The sequence below is a fragment of the Pseudomonas sp. CBC3 genome (genome assembly GCF_037967085.1).
GTDB lineage: Bacteria > Pseudomonadota > Gammaproteobacteria > Pseudomonadales > Pseudomonadaceae > Stutzerimonas.
This window is the reverse complement of sequence record NZ_JBANEO010000003.1, coordinates 334,994-359,214: the sequence shown is the minus strand read 5'-3', so window position 1 is coordinate 359,214 and position 24,221 is coordinate 334,994. Positions and strand designations below refer to the sequence as shown.

The window sequence follows — 24,221 nt, the reverse complement described above, 5'->3', positions numbered from 1 at the left end:
CCCGGGAGCGAGCCCCGGGGTCTTGAATGCGTGCGCCGTCAGTTTCAGGCGAAGGGATGATGCTCGTAGCGAGCTAAACGCCCACCACTGCGATCAACCCGCACGGTATTCCGCGTCAGCCGTTTCGAAGCGCTGCTGAATGGAAGCAGCCGGCTCCTTGCCCATCAGGCTTACGAAATAGATGGCAATGCTCGCAAGGATGAACCCAGGAATGATCTCGTACAGCCCCAGGCCGATGAACTCCTTCCAGACGACCACGGTGATCGCCCCTACCAGCATGCCAACCAGCGCGCCGTTACGGGTCATGCGCTTCCACAGCAACGAGATCAGCACGACCGGTCCAAAGGCAGCGCCGAAGCCGGCCCAAGCGTAGGAAACCAAGCCAAGGACTTTGCTCTCGGGGTTGGACGCAATACCGATGGCGATAAGCGCGATCAACAGCACCATGGCGCGACCGACCCAGACCAACTCGGTCTGCGACGCGCCTTTGCGCAGGAATGCCTTGTAGAAATCCTGTGTCAGGGCGCTGGAGCTGACCAGCAGCTGTGCGCTGAGCGTGCTCATCACCGCCGCCAGCACGCCAGAAAGAATGATGCCCGCGACCCAGGGGTTGAACAGGATCTTTACCAGCTCCAGAAAGACTCGCTCACCGTTCTCGGTCACCGCACCCGCTAGCGCTGGGTTGTCCGCGAAATAGGCAATCCCGAGGAAGCCTACGGCCACCGCGCCGGCCAGTGTCAGAATCATCCAGGTCATGCCGATGCGGCGGGCGTTGGGAATGGTCCTCACCGAATCGGCGGCCATGAAGCGCACCAGAATGTGCGGCTGGCCGAAATAACCCAGCCCCCAGCCGAGCAATGAAATGATCGCGATGAAGGACAGGCCCTTGAACATGTCGAAGTTCGACGGATCCTGCGCGGCGATGGTGTCCATGGCTGCGCCTACATCGCCGAGGGCGAGGATGACGAACACCGGTGTGATCAGCAGCGCGAAAATCATCAGCGTCGCCTGCACGGTGTCGGTCCAGCTCACCGCGAGGAAACCACCAATGAACACATAGAGAATCGTCGCCGCAGCGCCTACCCACAACGCCGTATCGTAAGACATACCGAACGTCGACTCGAACAGGCGCGCGCCAGCGACCACACCCGAAGCGCAATAGATGGTGAAGAACACCAAAATCACCAGCGCGGAGAAAATCCGCAACAGTCGACTGGTGTCCTCGAAGCGGTGCGAGAAGTAATCCGGCAGCGTCAGCGCGTTGTGATTGTGCTCGGTATGCACGCGCAACCGGCCGGCAACGAACAGCCAATTGAGCCAGGCACCGGCGATCAGGCCGATGGCGATCCAGCTCTCGGACAGACCGGCAACGAAAATCGCGCCGGGCAGGCCCAGCAACAACCAACCGCTCATGTCCGAAGCGCCCGCCGACAGCGCCGTGACGAAGCTGCCGAGGCTACGGCCACCGAGGATGTAGTCGTCGAAGTTCTTGGTCGCGCGATAGGCGATGAAGCCGATGAGGATCATCGCCAAGATATAGATCACGAAAGTGATCAGTGTTGGGGTGCTCACATTCATTGTTATTTCCTTGTGCTGCGGAGGTTGTCCCCCGTCTCCACTGACGAAGCGCGAGCGCTAGGCTGCGCAGTGCTGGTAAACGGATGGTCGACAGGCCGAAAGCATAGCGTTTCGGCGCCGTCCGCGCTTGTGACCAGGCGGTATCGACAATTACCGACCAGTCGGCTTCAGGCCGACCCTGACAGGCCGATTTCCTGCCGGTCAGCCCAACACACGACCCGTCGTGCAAAACGGATCGCGCCCGGCACTGTCTCACTTGCAACAGCCGCGCTCGTGCTGCGGCTCCATCGAAAGCGTTTCGGAGGCTTGCCATGACAGTCACTCTCGATATTCCGACCGGCACCTGCTCTGCCGTCATTCAGGGCACCACCTACCGCAGCGCGATAATGGATGTGCGAGTCAGCACCGATCCCGCCGCCCGCATGTCGGTCGCACATATCGACGGCGCCAGCACGCACCTCACCGAAGACCAGGCCGAACATCTGATAGCGGCAGGCGCCAAGGATGATCGCGAAAATCTGATCGCCGACGACTGAACACACCCGGCGGCGTCCCGACAAAAAGAAACCCCGCTGCCGGTGAACGACAGCGGGGTTTGTCTTTTCAACGACCTTCAATCAGCGGCCGTGGTATTCGCTCGCTGCCTCTTCGAACCGTTTGATCATGCTGGGCGAGGCGCCCTGGCCAATCTTGCTGAAGACGAAGACGGCGATGCTGGCGAGGATGAAACCCGGAATGATCTCGTACAGCCCCAGGCCGATGAATTCCTTCCACACCACCACGGTGACAGCGCCAACGATCATGCCGGCCAGCGCACCATTGCGAGTCATGTCTTTCCACAGCAGCGAAATCAGCACTACCGGACCGAACGCAGCGCCGAAGCCGGCCCAAGCATAGGACACCAGCCCCAGCACCTTGCTGTCCGGATTGGACGCGATGCCCAGCGCGATGAACGCAATCAGCAGCACCATTGCACGGCCAACCCAGACCAGCTCAGTCTGCGACGCGTTCTTGCGCAGCATGGCTTTGTAGAAGTCTTGCGTCAGGGCGCTGGAGCTCACCAGCAGCTGCGCGCTGAGGGTACTCATCACCGCGGCCAGTACGCCAGAGAGGATGATACCGGCGACCCAAGGGTTGAATAGAATCTTCACCAGCTCCATGAACACGCGTTCGCCGTTCTCGCTGACTGGCCCAGCCAGTTCAGGATGCCCTGCGAAATAGGCGATCCCGAAGAAGCCCACCGCCACGGCTCCCGCCAAGGTGAGGATCATCCAAGCCATGCCGATGCGACGGGCATTGGGAATGGATTTCACCGAGTCGGCTGCCATGAAGCGCACCAGGATATGCGGCTGGCCGAAGTAGCCCAGGCCCCAGGCCAACAGCGAAATGATCGCAACGAAGGACAGGCCGCTAAACATGTCGAAGGCAGCCGGGTTCTGGGTGGCGATGGTATCCATCGCGGCGCCCATGTCGCCCAGCGCCAGCACGACGAACACGGGTGTGATCAGCAGCGCGAAGATCATCAGCGTGGCCTGCACGGTGTCGGTCCAGCTCACCGCGAGGAAGCCGCCGATGAATACGTAGAGGATGGTTGCAGCGGCACCGACCCACAGCGCGACGTCGTAGGGAATGCCGAAGCTGCTCTCGAACAGACGCGCGCCAGCGACCACACCCGAAGCGCAGTAAATGGTGAAGAACACCAAAACCACCAATGCCGAAAAAATGCGCAGCATGCGGCTGTCATCTTCGAAACGGTGCGAGAAGTAATCCGGCAGGGTCAATGCGTTGTTGTTGCGCTCGGTGTGCACGCGCAGGCGTCCGGCCACGAACAGCCAGTTCAGCCAGGCCCCGGCGATCAGGCCGATCGCGATCCAGCTTTCCGAAAGGCCCGCGACGAAGATCGCCCCTGGGAGTCCCATCAGCAGCCAACCGCTCATGTCCGAAGCGCCAGCCGACAGGGCCGTGACGAAACTGCCGAGGCTGCGGCCGCCGAGAATGTAGTCGTCAAAGTTCTTGGTGGCGCGATAGGCGACGAAGCCAATCAACAGCATCGCGCCGATATAGATCACGAACGTGACCAGAGTGGGTGTACTGATGCTCATCTTGTTCCCTCGTTAGTTATTGTTGATGGGCGCGAGGGTATTCCCGATCCCATCTGGCAGAGGGCGATGGCGGCTCGCGCCATCACCGGCGACGGACCCAATCGGGTCCATCAGTGGCGGAAGAGCGATCCGCCAACTGTTCTGTTGTTGTATTCCGACCGTCGAGGCGGCCGAGGTAAATCAAGTACCGCAAGCAAAGCCAGAAGCTTCGCCCCGGGCGGGCCTCCCACATAAAGCAGCAGGTGGACACCGCTACCGTTGTGTGGAGGCGCGCCCTCGCGGCGAATACAGCTCGTCTACCTCAGTCGTCGCCAAGCGACAGCAGCGAAGCGTTACCGCCTACGGCAGTGGTGTTGGTGGACGTGGTGCGCTCGTTGGCGAAGCGCAGCAGGTAGCTCGGGCCGCCCGCCTTCGGGCCGGTGCCGGACAGGCCGCAGCCACCGAACGGCTGCACGCCGACCACCGCACCGACCTGGTTGCGGTTGACGTAGAGGTTGCCAATCCGCGCCAAGGCCTCGATGCGCGCTGCGGTTTCCTCGTTGCGGCTGTGTATGCCGAGGGTCAGGCCGTAACCGGTGGCATTAATATCGGCGACGACCTTTTCCAGATCCGCCGCATCGAAACGCACCACGTGCAACACCGGACCGAAGTGTTCCTTCTTCAACTCGTGGATCCCGCCAATCTCGAACGCCACCGGTGCGACGAAATGACCATTGTGGCTGCCCGGCAGCTTGGCTTCGGCGATCAGCTTGCCTTCGGCCTTGAGCTGCTGGATATGCGCCAGCAGACCATCACGGGCGTCGGCATCGATGACCGGGCCCAAGTCGTTTTCGCGCAGATGAGTCGGACCGACTTTCAGCTCGGCCATGGCGCCCTTGAGCAGTTCGATGACACGGTCGGCAATGTCGCGCTGCACATAGAGCACGCGAAGGGCCGAGCAACGCTGGCCGGCGCTGGTGAAAGCCGAGCCGACGGCATCCTTGACCACTTGCTCGGGCAGCGCGGTGGAATCGACGATCATCGCGTTCTGGCCGCCGGTTTCAGCGATCAGCGTGGCGATGGCGCCCTCCTTCTCAGCCAACTGACGGTTGATGATGCGCGCCGTGTCGGTGGAGCCGGTGAAGCACACGCCCACCACGCGCGGATCGCGGCAGAACACGCCGCCCAGGGTGGCGCCGTCGCCCGGCAGGAAGGCAATCGCGTCCTTCGGCAGGCCGGCTTCGAACATCAGCTCCAGCGCACGGGCCGCGATCAGGCTGGTCTGCTCGGCCGGCTTGGCCAGGACGGTGTTGCCTGCAACCAGGGCCGCGGCGATCTGACCGAGGTAGATCGCCAGCGGGAAGTTCCAGGGGCTGATGCAGACGAACACGCCGCGGCCTTCGTGGAACAGCTCGTTACGCTCGCCGGTCGGGCCCTTGAGTTCTTCGCGACCCAGCTTCAGACGCGCCTGCTGCGCGTAGTAACGGCAGAAGTCGACCGCTTCACGCACTTCATCGATGCCGTCCTGCAGGGTTTTGCCGGCCTCTAGCGTGCACATGGCCATCAGCTCGGCACGGTTGGCTTCCAATAGATCACCCAGCCGCTCGAGAATCCGCGCGCGCTGCTCGACCGGTGTGGCGTTCCAGCGCGGCCAGAACGCGGCCAGACCGTCAACGGCCTGCTTGGCCTGCTCGGCGGTGGCGAACTGCGCGGTGCCGATTTCTTTGCCCAAGTCATACGGGCAGTGCACCTTGCTCGGTGTGCCGGAGAGCGTCTGCCCTCCAATGACCGGCGCCGCTTGCCACTGACGATCAAGGAAGGTCTGGTAGGCGCTGGACAGTTCGTTCCACTGAGTCTGGATGTTCATGTTGATGCCTTGCGAGTTGGTCCGGTTGCCGTACAGCGCCGGCGGCAGCGGAATGCGATGGTTACCGAGGGTCTTGAACTGACGCAGCTGGGTGACCGGATGATCGATCAGTGTTTCCACCGGCACGCGCGGGTCGACCAGTTGATGGACGAACGACGAGTTGGCGCCGTTTTCCAGCAGACGTCGCACCAGATACGGCAGCAGATCCTTGTGAGCACCGACCGGCGCGTAGATGCGTACGCTCTTGCGGTACTTCTCGATCACCGTGTCGTAAAGCGCGTCGCCCATGCCATGCAGGCGTTGGAATTCGAACTCACGCGGCGCCTTCAGCTCGCCGACCATGTTCAGGATGCAGCTGACGGTATGCGCGTTGTGGCTGGCGAACTGCGGGTAGATCACCCCGCGGGTGTGCTCGGACAAGAGGTAACGCGCACAGGCCAGATAGGAGGTGTCGGTGCCTTCCTTGCGGGTATAAACCGGATAGCCATCCAGGCCCTGGACCTGGCATTGCTTGATTTCGCTGTCCCAATACGCGCCCTTGACCAGGCGCAGCGGAATACGCGCACCGAGCTCCTTGCCCAGCAGCGTCAGCCAGACCAGCACCGGCAGACAACGCTTGGAGTAGGCCTGAATGACCAGACCGAATTCACCCCAGCCAGCAATGGCCGGGTCGCGCATGAGTTTTTCGTACAGTTCCAGCGAGAGTTCGAGGCGGTCGGCCTCTTCGGCATCAATGGTGATGCCAACATCGAGCGAGCGCGCCAAAACGGCCAGCTCGCGGACGCTCTCGAACAGTTCGGTCAGCACCCGTTCACGCTGGGCAACTTCGTAGCGTGGGTGCAGCGCGGACAGCTTGATCGATACCGACGGACGCGGACCGGGGCCAACCTGAGGCTCGGCACCGACGGTTTTGACGGCCTGGCGGTAATCGGCCATGTACTTGGCGGCATCCTCGGCGGTCAGTGCCGCTTCGCCGAGCATGTCGAAGGAATAGGTGTAGCCCTTTTCACGCTCCGGGCGGCCGTTCTTCAGCGCTTCGGAGATGGTGCGACCCAGGACGAATTGCTTGCCCATCAGCTTCATCGCCTGGTTCATCGCGGCGCGAATTACCGGCTCGCCGGAGCGCTTGATCAGCCGGCCGATGACATTCTTAGGACGGCCATCTGTGTTGTCCGGGTCGACAACTTTGCCTGTCATCACCAGGCCCCAGGCGGCGAAGTTAACCAGCACGTTGTCGCTCTGGCCCAAGTGGCGTTCCCACTCGGCGGCGTTGAGCTTGTCGCGGATCAGCGCGTCGGCGGTGGCCGAATCCGGCACGCGCAGCAACGCCTCGGCCAGGCACATCAGCATCAGCCCTTCGTGGGTATCCAGGCTGTACTGACGCAGCAGCGCGTCGAGCGTATCGACCGCATTGTCACGGCCACGCACCGCCTCGATCAGGCTGCGCGCTTCACGGCGGATGGCTTCGATGCCCGCTTCGCCGGGATCGGCCAGCTGCAGGAGTTCAGTCAGATAGGCCGCCTCGTCAACGCTGTAATTGGCGCTGATGGCGGGGAAGAATTCGGCGGCTTTCAGATTGGCGAAATCGCCCTGCAAGGCTTGACCGGCTTTGAACATCGCGCCGCTCCTCTCGTGGAGTGTTGTTCGAATCAGCTTAGCGGACGCGCACGCCAGTGATTACACGGCAGCGGACGCCAAACGGTAGGGGAATCTACGGCGAGAGGGTTTTGTGTTGTTGCGCGAAGCTACTGAACTTTTGCAGAAAACTACGGGATTTCCAGACTGCACCGCTCGTCTCAGCGTTCGCCAGAAAAACTTCAGCCTTCGCTGCTGCGCAGGCGCTTTGGCGTGAGTCCGAGATAGCGCCGGGTCGCGGTGGTCAGCGCACTCTGGCTGGAAAAACCGCACTCCTCGGCGATTCGTACCAACGGCAGCGGGCTTTCTCGCAGCAGCCGAGCGGCTCGGTCCAGACGGCTTTTCAGCAGGTATTGATGCGGCGTGAGGCCCACGCTGTCCTTGAACTGCGCGTGGAAATGGCTGGGGCTCAGGCAGGCGACCTGGGCCAGTTCGGCGACGGTGATACGGCGCGCCAGATTGGTTTCGATATGGGCATCCAGGCGGGCGATGTCCATCGCACCGGTCGGTCGACGCGTCGACTCACCGAACACCCGCAAGTGCAAGGCCCGCAGCAGCACGCCACCCAGCGCACGCGCCAGCAGTGGATCGCTGCCGTAGCGGGCCAGTTCGGCACCGGCGTAATTGAGCAGGTTCTGAAAGTCGGCATCCAACGCCGGATAACGCGGAGTCTCGAACAGCTGGGCCAGCAGCCGAGGATCATCGGCGCTCAGGTCCTGCTCGTCGAGATCGATGATCAGCATGCGGTTATCGCCCTTGCCGGCGAATTCATGCTCGGCGTGGCCCGGCACCAGGCAGGCGCGCATGCGGCAGACTTCCCCACCAGAACCATCCACTTCGAACTCCGCACTGCCGGCCAGCGACAGTACCAATTGATGGTAGTCGTGCGCGTGTTCGTGGGCCTGATCATCGAGGCGAAGCAGACGGGCGTTGAGCATGGCGGGATACCTGACGTGTCGTCGCACTCTACTGGAGCCGGGCGGTTTTTTACAGTTGCCGGGGATGCGTGGGAAATTGGATTGAAATCATTTGCCGCAGACCCATCTAAAGAGCACGTACTCGCAACAGGTGCCGCATGAACGACGACATCAATCACGAATTCGAGCAGGACGATTCATCGACTGGACTGGTGCTGCCGGACCAGAACCTGCCGGACAAGCTGTACATCATTCCGGTGCATAACCGGCCTTTCTTCCCCGCTCAAGTCTTGCCGGTCATCGTCAATGAAGACCCTTGGGCCGAAACGCTGGAGCTGGTCGCCAAGACGCCGCATCAGCGTCTGGCGCTCTTCTATATGGACACGCCGGTGCAGGACGCCGCCAGCTTCGACCCGGACAGCCTGCCCGAGCACGGCACCATGGTCCGCGTGCACCACGCATCGAAGGAAGGCGGCAAGCTGCAATTCGTCGCCCAAGGCATGGCGCGGGTGCGCATTCGCGGCTGGTTGCGACGCAAACCTCCGTATCTGGTCGAGGTGGATTACCCGCAGAGCGACGAGGACCCGCGCGACGAGGTGAAGGCCTACGGCATGGCGCTGATCAATGCCATCAAGGAACTGCTGCCGCTCAATCCGCTGTACAACGAAGAGTTGAAGAATTATCTCAATCGCTTCAGCCCGAACGCGCCGTCCCCCCTGACCGACTTTGCCGCAGCCCTGACCACTGCGCCCGGCCTTGAATTGCAGGGAGTGCTCGACACCGTGCCCGTGCTCAAGCGCATGGAGAAAGTGCTGCCACTGCTGCGCAAGGAGGTCGAGGTCGCCAAGTTGCAGAAGGAGCTGACCGGCGAGGTCAATCGCAAGATTGGCGAGCGCCAGCGCGAGTTCTTTCTCAAAGAGCAGCTGAAGATCATCCAGCAGGAGCTGGGCATTACCAAGGACGATCGCAGCGCCGACGCCGACGAATTCCGCTCACGGCTGGAAGGTAAGGTGTTGCCGCCCGCCGTGCAGAAGCGCATCGACGATGAGCTGACCAAGCTGTCCGTGTTGGAAACCGGCTCGCCGGAATACGCGGTGACGCGCAATTATCTGGACTGGGCAACCTCGATGCCCTGGGGCCTGTACAGCGAGGACAAGCTCGACCTCGAACGCGCACGGAAAATACTCAACGATCACCACGCCGGCCTGGACGACATCAAGAGCCGCATCATCGAGTTTCTCGCCGTCGGTGCGTTCCGCGGCGAGATCGCCGGGTCCATCGTGCTGCTGGTCGGTCCGCCAGGCGTGGGCAAGACCAGCATCGGCAAATCCATCGCCGAATCGCTGGGGCGACCCTTCTATCGCTTCAGCGTCGGCGGCATGCGCGACGAAGCGGAAATCAAGGGTCATCGCCGGACCTATATCGGCGCCCTGCCCGGCAAGCTGGTGCAGGCGCTGAAGGAAGTCGAGGTGATGAACCCGGTCATCATGCTCGATGAGGTAGACAAGCTGGGCAACAGCCATCAGGGCGATCCGGCCTCGGCACTGCTGGAAACCCTCGACCCCGAGCAGAACGTTGGCTTCCTCGACCATTACCTGGATCTGCGCCTCGACCTGTCCAAGGTGCTGTTCGTCTGTACCGCCAACAGCCTCTATTCAATTCCCGGTCCGCTGCTCGATCGCATGGAGATCATCCGACTGTCCGGCTACATCACCGAAGAAAAGCTCGCCATCGCCAAGCGCCATTTGTGGCCGAGGCAGCTGGAGCGCGCTGGCGTCCCGAAGAATCGTTTGTCCGTCAGCGACAGCGCATTGCGCTACTTGATCGAGGGATACGCGCGGGAAGCCGGGGTGCGCCAGCTCGACAAGCAACTCGGCAAGATAGTGCGCAAAGCGGTGGTCAAGCTGCTCGACGAGCCAGACAGCAAGATCAAGATCGGCCCGAAAAACGTCGAGAGCTATCTGGGTATGCCGTTCTGGCATCCCGAGCAATTGCTCACCGGTGTCGGCGTGGTCACGGGGCTGGCCTGGAACAGCATGGGCGGCGCCACCCTGCCGATCGAGGCGACACGCATCCATACGCTGAACCGAGGCTTCAAACTCACCGGCAAACTCGGCGACGTGATGAAGGAGTCGGCCGAAATCGCCTTCAGCTATGTGAACGCGCACTTGAAGGAATTCAAAGGCGATCCGAAGTTCTTCGATCAGGCGTTCGTGCACATGCACGTGCCGGAAGGCGCGACGCCGAAGGACGGCCCGAGCGCCGGCATCAGCATGGCCAGCGCGCTGCTGTCGCTGGCACGCAACCAGGCACCGAAAAAAGGCGTGGCGATGACCGGCGAACTGACCCTGACCGGCCTGGTGCTGCCCATCGGTGGCTTGCGTGAGAAGGTAATCGCCGCGCGGCGCTTGAAGCTCTACGAACTGATCATTCCCGAGCTGAACCGCGGTGATTTCGAGGAGCTACCGGACTACCTGAAGGAAGGCCTGACGATGCACTTCGCCAAGCGCTTCAGTGATGTGGTCAAGGTGCTGTTCTGACGATCCAGTGCGGTGTCGGAACCCTCCGATTCAGGCTCCGATAGCCGCAATCGTGACAACCAGTTTGCTGGCGATCCGTGGCCAGGCATCGCCAGCAAGCTGCTTTCTAGTAAAAGCACAGCCTTTACGATTGGCCACAGGCGTCTTATGGTTCGACGCAAGCCCGCCTATACAGAGCCCCGTTCGCCCATGTCTACACTGCCCCGCCTGCTGTCATTCGCCTCCGTGCTGCTGCTTGCCGGCTGCGCCAGTAAGCCCTCCGGCAGTGTCGCGCTGAATGACGACGCGGCTTGCCCGTTGTCATTGCAATCTGGCCAGACCCTGATCCTCAGCCTGCCCAGCAACCCGGCCACTGGTTATCGCTGGCATCTTCGTGAAGTTTCGTCCGAGCAGTTGAAGAGTCTCGGCCCCGAGGTGTTCAGCTCGGCGAAGAACGATCTGATCGGCGGCGATGGTATCTCCACGTGGCGTTTCCAGGCCGAACAGGCCGGCGCAGGTCGGCTGTACCTGACCTATCAGCGCCCATGGGAAACCGAGGACGAGCCCGCCGGCCTGTTCGACTGCCGTATCGAAGTGCAGTAACCGCGACTGCCATATCCGTGCCGATCGTCCAGTCGGCAACGGCGACACGAGCGGCTTTCCGCTACAATGCCGCCCCTGTTTTTCAGCCTGCCCAGACACCGCCGTGATCCACGACCCAGACCGCCTGTTCGCCAAGCCCCTCGCCCAACCCCAGGACTTCGCGTTCAACGAAGACGTGGTGCGCGTGTTCCCCGACATGATCAAGCGCTCGGTGCCGGGCTACCCGACCATCGTCGAAAACATCGGCGTGCTGGCGGCGCAATTCGCCCAGCCGAATACCTGCCTCTACGATCTCGGCTGTTCCCTAGGCGCAGTAAGCCAGGCGCTGCGCCGGCACGTGAAAACCGACAATTGCCAAGTGATTGCCGTCGACAACTCATCGGCGATGGTCGAGCGCTGCCGCGAATATCTGCATGCTCAGGATTCGATGTTTCAGGAATTGCTGCCGGTCGACGTGATCGAGGCGGATGTGCTGGCACTGCAGTACCAACCGGCCTCGCTGGTGGCGCTCAACTTCACCCTGCAATTCATCCCACGTGAACAGCGGCCGGCTTTGCTCGGCGCCATCCGCCAGGCGCTGGTACCCGGCGGTGCGCTGATTCTCTCGGAAAAGCTGCGTTTCGAAGACGAGCAGGAACAAGAGCTGCTAACCGACCTGCATATCGCCTTCAAGCGCGCCAATGGCTATAGCGAGCTGGAAATTGCCCAGAAACGCAGCGCCATCGAAAACGTGATGAAGCCCGACAGTCTGGAAACCCACCGCCAGCGATTGCTGGATGCCGGTTTTTCCAAGGTGGTGCCCTGGTTCCAGTGTCTGAATTTCGCCTCGTTGATCGCCCTGCCATGAACCTCGATCTGACTCCCCTCGCCTGGCGCCTGGCCGGCACCCCGCTGGCCGCATGGGCCAATGGCCTGCAACAGCAACTCGACGCCAAGCTCGCCATCGGCCACGGCGATCTGCCGCGCTGGCGTCGTGCCGTCGATGCGCTGCCTGACATCCAGCCCAGCGCCGTTGAACTGCGCGATGCTTTCCGCCTGGAGGCCGAGTGCGACGACGCTACCCGCGCCGTTACCCATGACGCGCTGTTCGGTCTGTCACCCTGGCGCAAAGGACCGTTCGACGTGTTCGGCGTGCACGTCGACACCGAGTGGCGATCCGATTGGAAATGGGATCGCGTGTCGCCGCATCTCGATCTTGCCGGCAAGCGCATCCTCGATGTCGGCTGCGGCAACGGCTACTACATGTGGCGCATGCTCGGTGCTGGCGCCGACTCGGTGGTGGGTATCGACCCGAACTGGCTGTTCTTCTGCCAGTTCCACGCGATGAAGCGCTACCTCGAAGAACTGCCGGTCTGGCACTTGCCGATGGCTCTGGAAGAGCTGCCGGCCAAGCTCGAAGGCTTCGACACCGTGTTCTCCATGGGCGTGCTCTACCACCGCCGCTCACCCGTCGATCATCTCCTCGACCTGAAAGATTGCCTGCTCAAAGGCGGCGAACTGGTGCTGGAAACCCTGGTGGTCGAAGGCGACGAACACACCGCGCTGGTCCCCGAAGACCGCTATGCGCAGATGCGCAACGTCTGGTTCCTGCCCTCGGTGGCGGCGCTGGAATGCTGGCTGCGCCGTGCAGGCTTCGTGGATGTGCGTTGCGTCGACGTCAGCATCACCAGCGTCCAGGAACAGCGCAGCACCGACTGGATGCGCTATCAGTCGCTGCCGGAATTTCTCAACCCCCAGGATCACAGCAAGACCATCGAAGGGTTACCGGCGCCGATGCGTGCCGTGCTGATCGCACGCAAGCCATAGGCTTACGAGTTCGCTTCCTGGCACCCGCGTCGGCAACGCTGCTCCGCCACTATTTGCCTTAACGGCATGCGCTCCCTCTCGACGAGCCGCGAGCGGCTCAGATCACGCCTGTCCAGTTGTTGGTCGCTGAGCCTGAGCAGGCACCGGTACAAGCGCCGTTTCCGCCAGGCCACGAACCAATCGGTCAATAATTGCTGAAGTTCGACTGGCCACATGGCCGGCATATAGAACTCCGGCACTGCTGGCCGATCCCGATCGCCAATCACGTCACGTTTGTGCTGCCGTTCTGGCTGACGTTCTAAATCTCGCATTGCATCCTCCTGCTAAGAGGGCGCATGGGCGCACCCGATACCAACCGACCGTCATTCGCGATCGGCAGAATCAGATTGAGCGCCCTTGACGATTCAGACAAACGACTACAATAAAACTTCAGGTTCAAGAAAATTGAAGGCCATCCCATGCCAGGTATGCCCGAAGAACTTCCCCAATCCGCCATGCCGCTGCTTGAAATCGATGTGCTGCGTACCTTCGTCTCGATTGCAGAAAGCGGCAGCTTCACACGAGCAGCCGGACAGATCTTTCGCACCACCTCGGCCGTCAGCATGCAAATCAAACGGCTGGAGACCATGCTTGGCTGCACGCTGTTCGTTCGCGAGGCCCGACGCATCGCACTGACGGCCGATGGCGAGCGCTTGTTGGGCTATGCCCGGCGGTTGCTCAAACTCAACGAGGAAACGGTCAACGCCTTCATTGCGCCGAGGCTGGTCGGGCGGGTTCGGTTCGGTACGCCGGGCGACCTCGGCACGCATATCCTGCCGGGCCTGCTGTCACTGTTCGCACGCACTCATCCGGGAATCGAGGTCGATGTATCTGTGGGTCGTAGCCTGGACATGATCCAACGCATCGATGCCGGCGAACTGGATGTCGCACTCATTAGTGTCGGCAACCTTGGCCAGGACGACTCGCGTGGCGAGACCATTCACAGCGAACCATTGGTCTGGGCTGGTCGAGCGGGCGGCGTCGCGGTCGAGCGCACCCCTTTGCCGCTGGCGCTGGCGAGTCCCGGGTGCTCATGGCGACGTCAGGCATTGGATGCGCTCGACCGTGCAGGCCGTTCTTATCGCATCGCCTATTCCAGCGAGCAATGCGCCGGACAGGAAGCAGCCATGATGGCCGACCTGGCGGTCGCGCCCTATCCGTTGAGCCTGATCAGGCATCCGCTGAAACGTCTGGAAGAAAGCAGCAGCCTGCCGAAACTCGGCGACTACCAGATAAAACTGCTACGCGCCGCAGACTGCAGCGAGCCGGTGGATGTGCTCTCGCGGCATGTCATTGCGGCCTTTATGGCGTATCACAAGTAGTCGGTCTGATCGGGTACGACAGGAGAACGAGAGGCGGTATGGCGAATGGTTGATGGGCGCAGGTCTGTTGTTGCTTCTGCTCGGTGTGGTGCTCCACTACGCGCCCGGGTTGCTGAGCTGGTTGGCAGGCTGCCGGGTGATATCCGCATTGAGTCGGAGCGCAGCCGTACCTTCATTCCCATCACGTCGATGATCATTCTGAACGTGGTGCTAGGGTCTGTTGACGTTTCGTCGCGAGCCGCGTTGCTGCGCCAAATGTCGCCAGGCCGGGCGGCGTTCCGCAAGGCGCGGGACGCAGGTAATGGTTGTTCTCTTGCCAAGTCCCGCAACGCCGCCTGGCGACATTTGCCGCGCAACCCTTCGGGCCGGGCCTGTTTTTGCGCGAGGCGGCGTTTCTCGTGGCTCATTTGGAACAACCAAACTTCACTCCTCGTGCCTTGCCTCGCGCAAAAACAGGCTCCGGCGCGGCCGCTTACGAAACGTCAACAGACCCGATCTGTTCCGGCGCTAACAGGCTGTCGAGGTGACCCGCCGTGAGCAGGCCGCCGCGCTTGTCAGCCGCGAGCCGCGGCGGTGACGATGAGGTGCTTCATTTCCTTGACGGCCTGCTTGAAGCCGACGAACAACGCATGGGCGACGATCGCGTGGCCAATGTTCAGCTCGTTGACACCGCGGATCGCCGCGATGGGCTCGGCGTTGTGGTAGTGCAGGCCGTGCCCGGCATTGACGATCAATCCGTGGCTCAGACCGAACTCGACACCCTCGCGAATTCTCGCTAGCTCGCAGGCCCGTTCGGCCACGCTATGCGCATCGGCGTAACGTCCAGTATGCAGTTCGATAGCCGGAGCGCCCAAGCGTGCTGCCGCTTCGATCTGCCGCGGATCAGCGTCGATGAACAACGAGACCTCCGCACCGCAGGCGGCAAGGCGAGCAATGGCATCACGAATGCGCGACTCCTGGCCAGCGACGTCGAGGCCACCCTCGGTGGTGAGCTCCTGACGCGTTTCCGGCACTAGGCAGACATGTTCCGGACGCAGCTGCTCGGCGAAAGCCAGCATCGCCTCGGTCACGCCCATTTCGAAATTCATCCGGGTCTGCAGCGCGTCCTTCATCATCAGCACGTCGCGCTCCTGGATGTGCCGACGGTCTTCGCGCAGATGCACGGTAATGCCATCGGCTCCCGCCTCTTCGGCGTCCAGCGCCGCCTTGACCGGGTCTGGGTAACGCGTGCCGCGCGCCTGACGCAGCGTCGCAACATGATCGACATTGACGCCCAACAGAATTCGATTGGCTTCAGTCACGCGGGACCTCCTTTATGTTCATGAACAATTCACGGCTGACCAGAGGTCGACCACCCAGATGTGGCGCCAGCGCCTGGCGCATCAATCGCTTCGCTGCGGCTAGAGCGCCTGGCACTTCCCAATCGGCCTCGGCCATGGCCAGGAGTTCCGCGCCTTTGAATAACCCGGGCTGAAACTGACCGACAGGCTCGAGGCCGGTATCCGGCAACAATCGATAAAGCCCGGAGCTGACGATCGGCTGCCCAGCGATATCTTGATCGAGGGCGAACCCATAGCCGAGCTCGGTCAGCAATCGCCATTCGAAAGCACGAAGTATGGGTTCGAGCGGGCGCTTGGCCGCCAGCGCAGGCAATGTCGCGGCGTAGTGATCGAACATGGCCGGGTGAGCATCTTCAGCGGGAAGCAGGCGAATCAGCAATTCGTTGAGATACATGCCGCTGAACAGTGCGTTGCCGTCGAGCCAGTAGGCTTGGCTGACGCTTTCCAGCCGCCCGACATTCTTCAGCTCGCCACGCCCACGAAATTCCACCTCGAGCGGCACGAACGGCCGCGCCAACGTCCCTGCTTTCCCACGCGCCCCGCGAAGCACGGCTCGTAGTCGTCCTTCAGGCGTGAAGAAGTCCACCAAAGCACTGCTCTCGCGATAGGGACGGCTATGCAGGACGAAGGCGGTCTGGGGAAGCATGGAGTCCATGGGCTAAGCGCCTGGAAGCTGGAAAACTTGGGCCAATCCCTTGGCCCATACCTGCAATCGGTTCAAGCTTTCAGTCGCTCGCCCCGAGCCTCTCTTCTCGTCTTATCGCTTACTGGTAGCCCAGCGAATGCAGGGCTCGCTCGTCATCGGACCAACCGCTCTTCACTTTCACCCAGAGATTGAGCATGACCTTGGAATCAAACAGCACTTCCATGTCTTTGCGCGCTTCCTGACCGATGCGTTTGATCCGCTCGCCTTTGTCACCAATGATGATTTTCTTCTGTCCGTCGCGCTCGACGAGGATCAGCGCATGGATATGGAGAACATGCCCCTGCTGCTTGAAATCCTCGATCTCGACGGTGATTTGGTAAGGCACTTCGGCGCCCAGCTGACGCATGATCTTCTCGCGCACCAGCTCAGCGGCGAGGAAGCGGCTACTGCGGTCCGTAATCTGATCCTCCGGAAAGAAGTGCTCGCCTTCCGGCAGGTGCGACGCCACTAGCTTCTCGAACACATCCAGGTTCTGCCCGTGCTGAGCGGAAATCGGCACGATCTCGGCTCTCGGCAGTTGCTGTGCCAGCCACTCGAAATGCGGAAGCAGCTCGCCCTTGTCCTCGACGCGATCGGTCTTGTTCACCGCGACGATCACTGGCCCTTCGACATATTGAACGCGCTCCAGCACTAGCTGATCCTCATCGGTCCAGCGCGTGCGGTCGACGACGAACACCACCACATCGACATCCTTCAATGCCGAAGAGGCCGTACGGTTCATGTAGCGATTAAGAGCGGTCTCGCCGTTCTTATGCAGTCCGGGCGTATCGACGTAGACGGCCTGGACAGCACCTTCGGTCTTGATCCCGAGCATGTTGTGGCGCGTGGTCTGCGGCTTGCGTGAAGTGATTGCGAGCTTCTGCCCGAGCACATGATTGAGCAACGTCGACTTACCGACATTGGGACGACCAACGATTGCGACATAACCACAGCGGCTTACCGCATCGTCCTGCAGATGTTCATCAGTCATGGCCATTCTCCACGCCAAGGGCGATCAATGCCGAGGCGGCGGCAACCTGTTCGGCAATGCGCCGGCTGGCGCCCTGCCCTTGTGTCTTCTCGTTGAGCAGCGACACCTGGCACTCGACGAAGAACGTGCGGCAATGCGGTTCTCCCTGAATCGCCACCACTTCGTACTTCGGTAATTCACAGGCGCGCGACTGCAGAAACTCCTGCAAGCGGGTTTTAGGGTCCTTGTTGGTGTCGACCAGCGTCAGTCCTTGCAGTTCGTTGGCAAGCCAGGCGAGTACGCGGTCGCGCGCGGCCTCGATGCCGGCGTCCAGATAGATTGCACCAATCAAGGCTTCGAGCGTGTCGGCCAGGATAGACTCACGGCGATATCCACCGCTCTTGAGCTCACCCGAACCGAGGCGCAAATAGTCACCGAGTTCGAAACCTCGTGCGAGCACCGCGAGGGTCTCGCCCTTGACCAGCCGCGCACGCAGGCGGGACAGCTGCCCTTCCTTGGCCTGTGGGAAGTGGCTGAACAGTGCCTCGCCAGCGATGAAGTTGAGAATGGCGTCACCGAGAAACTCCAGACGCTCATTGTTGCGTCCGGCATAGCTGCGATGCGTCAGGGCCAGCAGCATCAGCTCCTGGTCTTTGAATTGATAACCGAGCTTGCGCTCGAGACGGGCTAACGAAGTGCTCACGGCATCCTTAGGCGATATACTTTATCGAAGTTCGCCACAAGATCGAGGTTATGGATCAGGGGCTCGCGTTTTTCGTAATCCAGATGGACCTTGAATTCATTGTTCTCGATGACGACTTTCATTGCTTCCTCTAGATCGAGGTCGCGAATGCCATTTACATCCATCCCCTTGCGGACATGGCTGTAAAAGTCCCGAACGGTGCGGACTTCCATCGTTTTGTCACTTTCGACTCCGCTGATGATCTTGTCCATGGACATATAGTCGAAATAGTGCGGCAGCATCTTGAAAGCAGTGCTGGCCACGAACGCCACCAGCGCAAGCATCACGATCCAGCTCAGCATGGACAGCCCTTTTTGCGAACGAGCAAAACTCATGTCGACCTCTATGTCGTACGTTACCCACCAATCGGGGCTGCTCAAATATAGCGAGCCGGGCCAGGGGAACCCGGCCCTGAATCACAGACTCAGTGAATCAAACCGACTCGGGAGAAGTGTGGCAGATTGCTGAACTTCGGATCCGGCCAACTCATCCACACGGCGAACGCCTTACCGACGATATTGCGGTCCGGAACCATGCCGGCAAACTCAGCGGGAATCGCTGCATCTTGCCAATAGCGGCTGTCGTTGGAGTTGTCGCGGTTGTCGCCCATCATGAAGTAATGACCTTCAGGGACGCGCCACTCGCGATTGGGCTCGACTCGGTAGCGACCCATCTCCTTGCGGATCTGATGCTCGACCTCGCCCAGCTGCTCCCGGTACAGCTTGGCGCTACCCAGGCTGCCCGGCTCTTCGCCGATCAGCACTTCGGGGACCGGCTTGCCGTTTATGGTGAGCCGCTTGTCGCTGCTGTATTGAACGATATCTCCCGGCAGGCCAACGACTCGCTTGATGTAGTTGATGTTCGGGTCACTCGGATAGCGGAAGACCATCACATCGCCACGCTTTGGATCGCTGACGTCGATGATCTTAGTGTCCACCACCGGCAGGCGAATGCCGTAGGCAAACTTGTTGACCAGAATAAAATCGCCGACCTCGAGCGTCGGTATCATCGAACCCGATGGAATCTGAAACGGCTCGATCAGAAACGAGCGAAGCACCAAGACGATCGCCAGCACTGGAAAGAAGGATTTGCCGTACTCGATCAGCACCGGTTCCTTGCTCAGGGCGTCCAGTGTCGACTGATCAGGCTGGCCACCGGTGCGACCTTCATAGTTCGCTATCGCAGCACGACGACGCGGCGCAAAGAACATCAGGTCGAGCAGCGACAGAAAACCGCATACTGCAACGGCAATCACCAGCAACAGCGGGAAATTGATCGACATATCAGCTATCTACCTTCAGCACCGCGAGAAACGCTTCTTGCGGGATTTCTACGTTGCCGACCTGTTTCATACGCTTTTTGCCGGCCTTCTGCTTTTCCAGAAGTTTGCGTTTACGACTCACGTCACCGCCATAGCATTTGGCCAGAACGTTCTTGCGCAACGCCTTGACGGTGCTCCGAGCAACGATCTGACCGCCAATTGCCGCCTGGATCGCCACGTCGAACATCTGCCGAGGGATAAGCTCTTTCATCTTCTCGACGAGGATGCGCCCTTTGTAATGAGCATTGTCACGGTGCACGATCAGCGCCAGCGCATCGACCTTGTCGCCGTTGATCAAAATATCCAAACGAGTCAAGTTCGCCGACTGGAAACACTCGAAGCTGTAATCCAGCGAGGCATAGCCACGACTGACTGATTTCAGACGATCGAAGAAATCCAGCACCACTTCACTCATGGGCAGGTCGTAGCGCACCTGCACTTGCGATCCGAGGAACTGCAGATCCCGCTGCACACCGCGCTTCTCGATACAGAGGGTAATGACGCTTCCCAGATGCTCTTGGGGCACAAGAATATTGGCCCTTACGATTGGCTCGCGCATGTCCTCGATCGACGACAGATCCGGCAGCTTGGACGGGCTATCGACGTAGAGGGTCTCACCATTTTTGAGCGCCAACTCGTAAACCACCGTGGGCGCGGTGGTGATCAGGTCCAGATCGTACTCACGTTCGAGTCGCTCCTGGATGATTTCCATGTGCAACATGCCGAGGAAGCCGATACGGAAACCGAAGCCCAGCGCATCGGAACTTTCAGGTTCGTACTGCAGTGCGGCGTCGTTCAAGGTGAGCTTCTGCAGCGCCTCGCGGAAATCCTCGAAATCATCCGAGCTGACCGGGAACAGGCCGGCATAGACCTGCGGCTTGACGCGCTTGAAGCCAGGTAGCACCTCGACGTCCGGCGTATTGGACAGCGTCAGCGTGTCGCCGACCGGCGCGCCGTGGATGTCCTTGATGCCAGCAATGATGAAGCCCACTTCGCCCGCTTTCAGATCAGCAGTGCTGGTGTGCTTGGGGTTGAAGACTCCGACGCTATCGACCTGATGCACCTTGCCGGTGGACTTGACCAGTACCTTGTCGCCTTTCTTGATCCGACCATGGCGCACCCGCACGAGCGAGACGACACCCAGATAGTTGTCGAACCACGAATCGATGATCAACGCCTGCAACGGTGCGTCGAGCTCCCCTGTCGGCGGCGGAATGACCTCGACCAGACGCTCCAGGACATCATCTACACCCATGCCGCTCTTGGCGCTGCAAGCGACAGCGTCGGTCGCATCGATACCGATAATGTGCTCGATCTCACCCTTGACCTTTTCCGGGTCCGCCTGCGGCAGGTCCATCTTGTTCAGTACCGGCATGACCTCCAGGCCCTGTTCGATTGCCGTATAGCAATTGGCAACCGATTGCGCTTCGACGCCCTGGCCCGCATCGACGACCAGCAGCGCACCCTCGCAGGCCGCCAGCGAACGGCTCACCTCATAAGTGAAGTCAACGTGTCCGGGGGTGTCGATGAAATTCAGCTGGTAGGTCTTGCCGTCCCGAGCCTTGTAGTAAAGCGTAACGCTGTGCGCCTTGATGGTGATGCCTCGTTCGCGCTCGAGGTCCATCGAATCAAGTACCTGAGCGTTCATCTCACGCTCGGTCAGACCGCCACACATCTGAATGAAACGGTCGGCCAGGGTCGACTTGCCATGGTCGATGTGCGCGATGATGGAAAAATTGCGGATATGACTCAGGTCGCTCACAGCTCAACACCCAATATGCCGCGGGCTGATTGCCCGCCGAAAATAGCCGCAAAGTGTACCTGATAGGTCTATTCAGCGCCACGCTGGACCCTGGGGCAGCTTCCCTGCTCTGCGAATGCAGTGCCACGCTTGGAAATGTCCTTCCGAGCACAAAAAAAACGGCCCGGAGGCCGTTTTTCTTTCTTCGTCTATCAATCTACTCAGCGAGCTTGAATGTGATGAAGCTTGCTCGACCCTGGCGCAGCACCCGCATGGAGACCGAGCGGTTCTTCGGCAGCTGTTCTGCAACGCGGCCAAAGGTCGACGCGGAGTCGATGGCCTGATTGTTCAGATGGGTAATCACGTCACCTGGACGCAAACCGATCATTGCGGCAGGACCGTTCAGCACTTCACTCACGACCACTCCACCAGGCAAATCAAGGCTGCGCTTCTGCTCGGCGCTCAATTCAGACACTTTGACGCCAAGTCGATTGCTGCTTTTTTCTGTACGACTATCGGCTGCCGCCATTCCTTCGCCTTCTTCTGGCAAAGCTCCGATGGTGACGGTAAGCGTCTCGCGCTCGCCATCACGAACGATACCTAGCTTCGCTCTGGTGTTCGGCTTGATCGTACCAATCATGTGTGGCAAGTCGGCGGACATATCGATGTCTTTGCCGTCAACGCTGAGAATCACATCGCCGACCCGTAGACCACCCTTGGCTGCCGGCCCTCCGTCCATCACCTGCGCCACCAGCGCACCGGCTGGACGCTCCAGACCAAAGGACTCGGCCAGATCTCGGTTGACCTCCTGTATCACTACGCCCAGCCAACCACGACTGACCTTGCCGTCCGCACGCAACTGATCGGAAACATCCATAGCCACATCGATAGGAATGGCGAACGACAGCCCCATGAAACCGCCGGAGCGGGTGAATATTTGCGAATTGATGCCGATCACTTCGCCCTGCAAATTGAATAACGGTCCACCAGAATTGCCTGGATTGATTGCGACATCCGTCTGAATGAAAGGTACATAGCTTTCGTTGGGCAAGTTGCGGCCCGTCGCACTGACGATGCCAGCCGTAACCGTGTGATCGAAGCCGAAGGGCGAACCAATCGCCAGCACCCACTCGCCGACCTTGAGCGAACTGGATTGACCCAGCTTGACCGTTGGCAGCCCTGTCGCCTCGACTTTGAGCAAAGCCACGTCGGTACGAGGGTCGGCGCCGACAAGCTTGGCTTCCAGCTCACTGCGATCCGGCAAGCGAACGATTATTTCGTCCGCATCGGCAACCACGTGATTATTGGTCAACACATAACCGTCAACCGAAATAATGAATCCAGACCCAAGCGACTGAGCCTCACGCTGCTGTCCGCCACCCGGCATGCGCGGAATGCTGTGTTCGAAGAACTCACGAAAAATAGGCGGCAGCCCTTCCAGATCCGGCATGTGCGGATTCGCGCCACGAGCCGGTACCTTTTGCTTGGTGCTGATATTGACTACTGCAGGCGAGGCATTTTCTACCAAGGGCGTGAAATCTGGCAGCTGGGCATTAGCCACCGCGGCCTGCCCAAAGAACAACAACACAGCGAAAAAAGCGAAGCCGCTATTGCGTAGAACCTTCAACATCATTCTCCCTTGACGAAAACAAACCGGCCTGACCGTACCCTTCGGTGGTTGCCAGCATTGCGCGTAGCACAATGGGCTGCAACCCCGGATCATCGGCAGTTTGCTGACTGCGCTTGCGTACGATCAGCCAGGAAAAAAGGAAACCGCCAACTCCCGAAAGCACTACATATGGCTCGGCAGCCGAAAGCTCAGAAGCAATGAGGGCAGACGCCAGCAGCACAATCAGCGGAAAAAAATAGACAAGAAGGGCGCCGCGCAGCAATACGCTTTCACGGATGCCGACAATAACCGAATCGCCTACGTCCAAATGGAAATCGGACAACGCCCGGATCAGCCCACGCTGCTGGTGAACGCCAAGTTTATCCATCAGGCCTTGGCCACACCCGTTTTTGGCGGAACAGCCGGAGCAGGTGCTACTACGCCGTGTCTCAACCCAGACCGCGCCAGGCTCCACTGCAATTACGCGGCCGGGCTCCTCAATCATTGCGCCGCCTGATCGGACCCGGATCGCATCGACAGTGCCACTCGTTCGGCGGTGCCTAGAGGAATCTCACCAACAACCGTCACCATGACGTCGCCAGTGGTAGTTGAAATACGCTTGGATACCGCCACTGTCGGTCCCATCTGACTGCGCGCATCTTCGACGACAGCGCCCTCCAGCCGCTCGAGAAACACCGAGAAACGAGCAAGCCCGTCGCCATAGGACAGCCAGGCTACGGGTTCACCGGACGCGGGACTTGAGCGAACGTTCGAATCGAGAAGCTGAAACCCGGACGGAAGCCAGTCCGATCGCCATTTGCTCGGTGTCGATTCCTGCGCGGCAATCACAGAGACTGGCTCACAGGCCGATCCGGCTTCTATGTCCGCGTGCTCGACAGACGAGGGCGAAAACTGGACGAACTGAAAGCGCTCCAGCAATTGGCCGCTTTCATCAAGCAACAGGGACTTGAGCGGCAGCGCTGTCTCTCGATCGAGATGCAACTCAAAACCGTAGCGGTGCTGATCCTGCGGTCGTATTGCCAGCGCCACCGTCGGACGCCCAGCCACCCGGGACTCACCTATTACCTGGAAGGTATACCAATCGGAAAGCTTTTTGGGGTCGAACTGCTGCTGGCGCCATGGCTTGGCATCTCGTATTTGAGACGCTAGATCTTCGCTGGCGCACTTGACCTGGCCGTCCACCAATGAAACCTCGACCGGCGGACCGTCAAGCTGCAAGAGGCGCTCGTGCAGCTCTTCCCCTTCCACCAACTGCCAGACGGCATGACTGGAAAAACTGCCGTTGCGCTCGTAAACGAAAGTCCCTTGATAGCTTTGCTTCTCCTCAGCCACCGCAAGACGCTGCATCCACGTACTGGCATCAGCAGCGAAGGCCGGCATCGATAGCCAGCCTCCAAGCACCACACATAGCGGTATTACACGCAT

Annotated in this window: 20 protein-coding genes and 1 pseudogene; 7 read left to right on the top strand and 14 right to left on the bottom strand. The window is 60.4% G+C overall.

The features are described from left to right. Window positions 1-93 precede the first annotated feature (93 nt). Entirely contained in the window at window positions 94-1,578 is a 1,485-nt protein-coding gene (gene putP, locus V6943_RS14190) for a sodium/proline symporter PutP (RefSeq protein ID WP_340554041.1), read from the bottom strand. A 311-nt stretch (window positions 1,579-1,889) separates the two neighbouring features. On the opposite strand from putP (V6943_RS14190), the gene V6943_RS14185 reads away from it, so the two are divergent. Continuing rightward, complete coding sequence (locus tag V6943_RS14185) at window positions 1,890-2,114, top strand: DUF3203 family protein (protein ID WP_181100590.1); 225 nt, start codon at window positions 1,890-1,892, stop codon at window positions 2,112-2,114. Window positions 2,115-2,195: 81 nt separating this feature from the next. On the opposite strand, the gene putP (V6943_RS14180) is transcribed toward V6943_RS14185, so the two are convergent. The 3 genes from putP (V6943_RS14180) to V6943_RS14170 form a co-directional block, all read right to left on the bottom strand. Next, window positions 2,196-3,680, bottom strand: a complete 1,485-nt coding sequence (gene putP / locus V6943_RS14180) for a sodium/proline symporter PutP (RefSeq protein WP_340554039.1) — start codon at window positions 3,678-3,680, stop codon at window positions 2,196-2,198. A gap of 301 nt (window positions 3,681-3,981) precedes the next feature. After that, window positions 3,982-7,143, bottom strand: coding sequence for a bifunctional proline dehydrogenase/L-glutamate gamma-semialdehyde dehydrogenase PutA (gene putA, locus V6943_RS14175; protein WP_340554038.1), 3,162 nt, complete (start codon window positions 7,141-7,143; stop codon window positions 3,982-3,984). 200 nt (window positions 7,144-7,343) lie between these two features. Next, a complete protein-coding gene (locus V6943_RS14170) occupies window positions 7,344-8,099 on the bottom strand; it encodes a helix-turn-helix domain-containing protein (protein WP_256047260.1) in 756 nt (251 codons plus the stop codon). Window positions 8,100-8,236: 137 nt separating this feature from the next. Here V6943_RS14170 and lon point away from each other — a divergent pair, with 137 nt between their 5' ends. The 6 genes and pseudogenes from lon to V6943_RS14140 all read left to right on the top strand — a co-directional run. Then, window positions 8,237-10,618 carry an endopeptidase La gene (lon, locus tag V6943_RS14165; protein ID WP_340554036.1) on the top strand — a complete coding sequence of 794 codons (2,382 nt, stop codon included), beginning with the start codon at window positions 8,237-8,239 and terminating at the stop codon, window positions 10,616-10,618. A gap of 189 nt (window positions 10,619-10,807) precedes the next feature. Further along, a complete protein-coding gene (locus tag V6943_RS14160; protein ID WP_256056111.1) occupies window positions 10,808-11,200 on the top strand; it encodes a protease inhibitor I42 family protein in 393 nt (130 codons plus the stop codon). A gap of 106 nt (window positions 11,201-11,306) precedes the next feature. Next, on the top strand, window positions 11,307-12,047 hold the full coding sequence (cmoA, locus tag V6943_RS14155) for a carboxy-S-adenosyl-L-methionine synthase CmoA (RefSeq protein ID WP_256056305.1): 741 nt from the start codon (window positions 11,307-11,309) through the stop codon (window positions 12,045-12,047). Continuing rightward, a complete protein-coding gene (gene cmoB, locus V6943_RS14150) occupies window positions 12,044-13,006 on the top strand; it encodes a tRNA 5-methoxyuridine(34)/uridine 5-oxyacetic acid(34) synthase CmoB (protein ID WP_340554035.1) in 963 nt (320 codons plus the stop codon). The genes cmoA and cmoB overlap by 4 nt, the downstream gene beginning before the upstream one ends. 467 nt (window positions 13,007-13,473) lie before the next feature. After that, window positions 13,474-14,367: a LysR family transcriptional regulator gene (locus tag V6943_RS14145; RefSeq protein WP_131650945.1), complete on the top strand. Its 894-nt coding sequence runs from the start codon at window positions 13,474-13,476 to the stop codon at window positions 14,365-14,367. A 52-nt stretch (window positions 14,368-14,419) separates the two neighbouring features. Beyond that, window positions 14,420-14,580 (top strand): annotated as a pseudogene (locus tag V6943_RS14140) (DUF2905 domain-containing protein); the annotation flags it as partial. Between the two features lie 341 nt (window positions 14,581-14,921). On the opposite strand, the gene pdxJ reads toward V6943_RS14140, so the two are convergent. From pdxJ to V6943_RS14090, 10 genes are all read right to left on the bottom strand, one after another. Continuing rightward, on the bottom strand, window positions 14,922-15,668 hold the full coding sequence (gene pdxJ / locus V6943_RS14135; protein WP_340554033.1) for a pyridoxine 5'-phosphate synthase: 747 nt from the start codon (window positions 15,666-15,668) through the stop codon (window positions 14,922-14,924). Further along, window positions 15,661-16,362, bottom strand: a complete 702-nt coding sequence (recO, locus tag V6943_RS14130; protein WP_131650626.1) for a DNA repair protein RecO — start codon at window positions 16,360-16,362, stop codon at window positions 15,661-15,663. The genes pdxJ and recO overlap by 8 nt, the downstream gene beginning before the upstream one ends. 109 nt (window positions 16,363-16,471) lie before the next feature. Continuing rightward, on the bottom strand, window positions 16,472-17,383 hold the full coding sequence (gene era, locus V6943_RS14125; RefSeq protein WP_131650627.1) for a GTPase Era: 912 nt from the start codon (window positions 17,381-17,383) through the stop codon (window positions 16,472-16,474). Next, window positions 17,376-18,065 (bottom strand): ribonuclease III, encoded by a 690-nt coding sequence (gene rnc, locus V6943_RS14120; protein ID WP_131650628.1) that lies wholly within the window; start codon window positions 18,063-18,065, stop codon window positions 17,376-17,378. The genes era and rnc overlap by 8 nt, the downstream gene beginning before the upstream one ends. Further along, entirely contained in the window at window positions 18,062-18,439 is a 378-nt protein-coding gene (locus V6943_RS14115) for a DUF4845 domain-containing protein (RefSeq protein ID WP_340554031.1), read from the bottom strand. The genes rnc and V6943_RS14115 overlap by 4 nt, the downstream gene beginning before the upstream one ends. 89 nt (window positions 18,440-18,528) lie before the next feature. Further along, complete coding sequence (gene lepB, locus V6943_RS14110; RefSeq protein ID WP_197445582.1) at window positions 18,529-19,386, bottom strand: signal peptidase I; 858 nt, start codon at window positions 19,384-19,386, stop codon at window positions 18,529-18,531. A gap of 1 nt (window position 19,387) precedes the next feature. Beyond that, window positions 19,388-21,187: a translation elongation factor 4 gene (gene lepA, locus V6943_RS14105; protein ID WP_131650631.1), complete on the bottom strand. Its 1,800-nt coding sequence runs from the start codon at window positions 21,185-21,187 to the stop codon at window positions 19,388-19,390. 196 nt (window positions 21,188-21,383) lie between these two features. Beyond that, window positions 21,384-22,796 (bottom strand): DegQ family serine endoprotease, encoded by a 1,413-nt coding sequence (locus tag V6943_RS14100; protein ID WP_340554029.1) that lies wholly within the window; start codon window positions 22,794-22,796, stop codon window positions 21,384-21,386. Further along, window positions 22,774-23,280 carry a SoxR reducing system RseC family protein gene (locus V6943_RS14095; protein ID WP_340554027.1) on the bottom strand — a complete coding sequence of 169 codons (507 nt, stop codon included), beginning with the start codon at window positions 23,278-23,280 and terminating at the stop codon, window positions 22,774-22,776. The genes V6943_RS14100 and V6943_RS14095 overlap by 23 nt, the downstream gene beginning before the upstream one ends. Next, entirely contained in the window at window positions 23,277-24,221 is a 945-nt protein-coding gene (locus tag V6943_RS14090; RefSeq protein WP_340554026.1) for a MucB/RseB C-terminal domain-containing protein, read from the bottom strand. Before V6943_RS14090 ends, V6943_RS14095 begins: the two co-directional genes overlap by 4 nt.

Bases quoted from the DNA above. Each gene is read 5' to 3' on its own strand.
- lepB (WP_197445582.1), bottom strand. From the start codon at position 19,386: ATGTCGATCAATTTCCCGCTGTTGCTGGTGATTGCCGTTGCAGTATGC.
- V6943_RS14160 (WP_256056111.1), top strand. From the start codon at position 10,808: ATGTCTACACTGCCCCGCCTGCTGTCATTCGCCTCCGTGCTGCTGCTT.
- V6943_RS14100 (WP_340554029.1), bottom strand. From the start codon at position 22,796: ATGTTGAAGGTTCTACGCAATAGCGGCTTCGCTTTTTTCGCTGTGTTG.
- era (WP_131650627.1), bottom strand. From the start codon at position 17,383: ATGACTGATGAACATCTGCAGGACGATGCGGTAAGCCGCTGTGGTTAT.
- putA (WP_340554038.1), bottom strand. From the start codon at position 7,143: ATGTTCAAAGCCGGTCAAGCCTTGCAGGGCGATTTCGCCAATCTGAAA.
- putP (WP_340554041.1), bottom strand. From the start codon at position 1,578: ATGAATGTGAGCACCCCAACACTGATCACTTTCGTGATCTATATCTTG.
- V6943_RS14115 (WP_340554031.1), bottom strand. From the start codon at position 18,439: ATGAGTTTTGCTCGTTCGCAAAAAGGGCTGTCCATGCTGAGCTGGATC.
- V6943_RS14090 (WP_340554026.1), bottom strand. From the start codon at position 24,221: ATGCGTGTAATACCGCTATGTGTGGTGCTTGGAGGCTGGCTATCGATG.
- cmoB (WP_340554035.1), top strand. From the start codon at position 12,044: ATGAACCTCGATCTGACTCCCCTCGCCTGGCGCCTGGCCGGCACCCCG.
- lon (WP_340554036.1), top strand. From the start codon at position 8,237: ATGAACGACGACATCAATCACGAATTCGAGCAGGACGATTCATCGACT.
- V6943_RS14095 (WP_340554027.1), bottom strand. From the start codon at position 23,280: ATGATTGAGGAGCCCGGCCGCGTAATTGCAGTGGAGCCTGGCGCGGTC.
- putP (WP_340554039.1), bottom strand. From the start codon at position 3,680: ATGAGCATCAGTACACCCACTCTGGTCACGTTCGTGATCTATATCGGC.
- recO (WP_131650626.1), bottom strand. From the start codon at position 16,362: ATGGACTCCATGCTTCCCCAGACCGCCTTCGTCCTGCATAGCCGTCCC.
- V6943_RS14145 (WP_131650945.1), top strand. From the start codon at position 13,474: ATGCCCGAAGAACTTCCCCAATCCGCCATGCCGCTGCTTGAAATCGAT.
- V6943_RS14185 (WP_181100590.1), top strand. From the start codon at position 1,890: ATGACAGTCACTCTCGATATTCCGACCGGCACCTGCTCTGCCGTCATT.
- V6943_RS14170 (WP_256047260.1), bottom strand. From the start codon at position 8,099: ATGCTCAACGCCCGTCTGCTTCGCCTCGATGATCAGGCCCACGAACAC.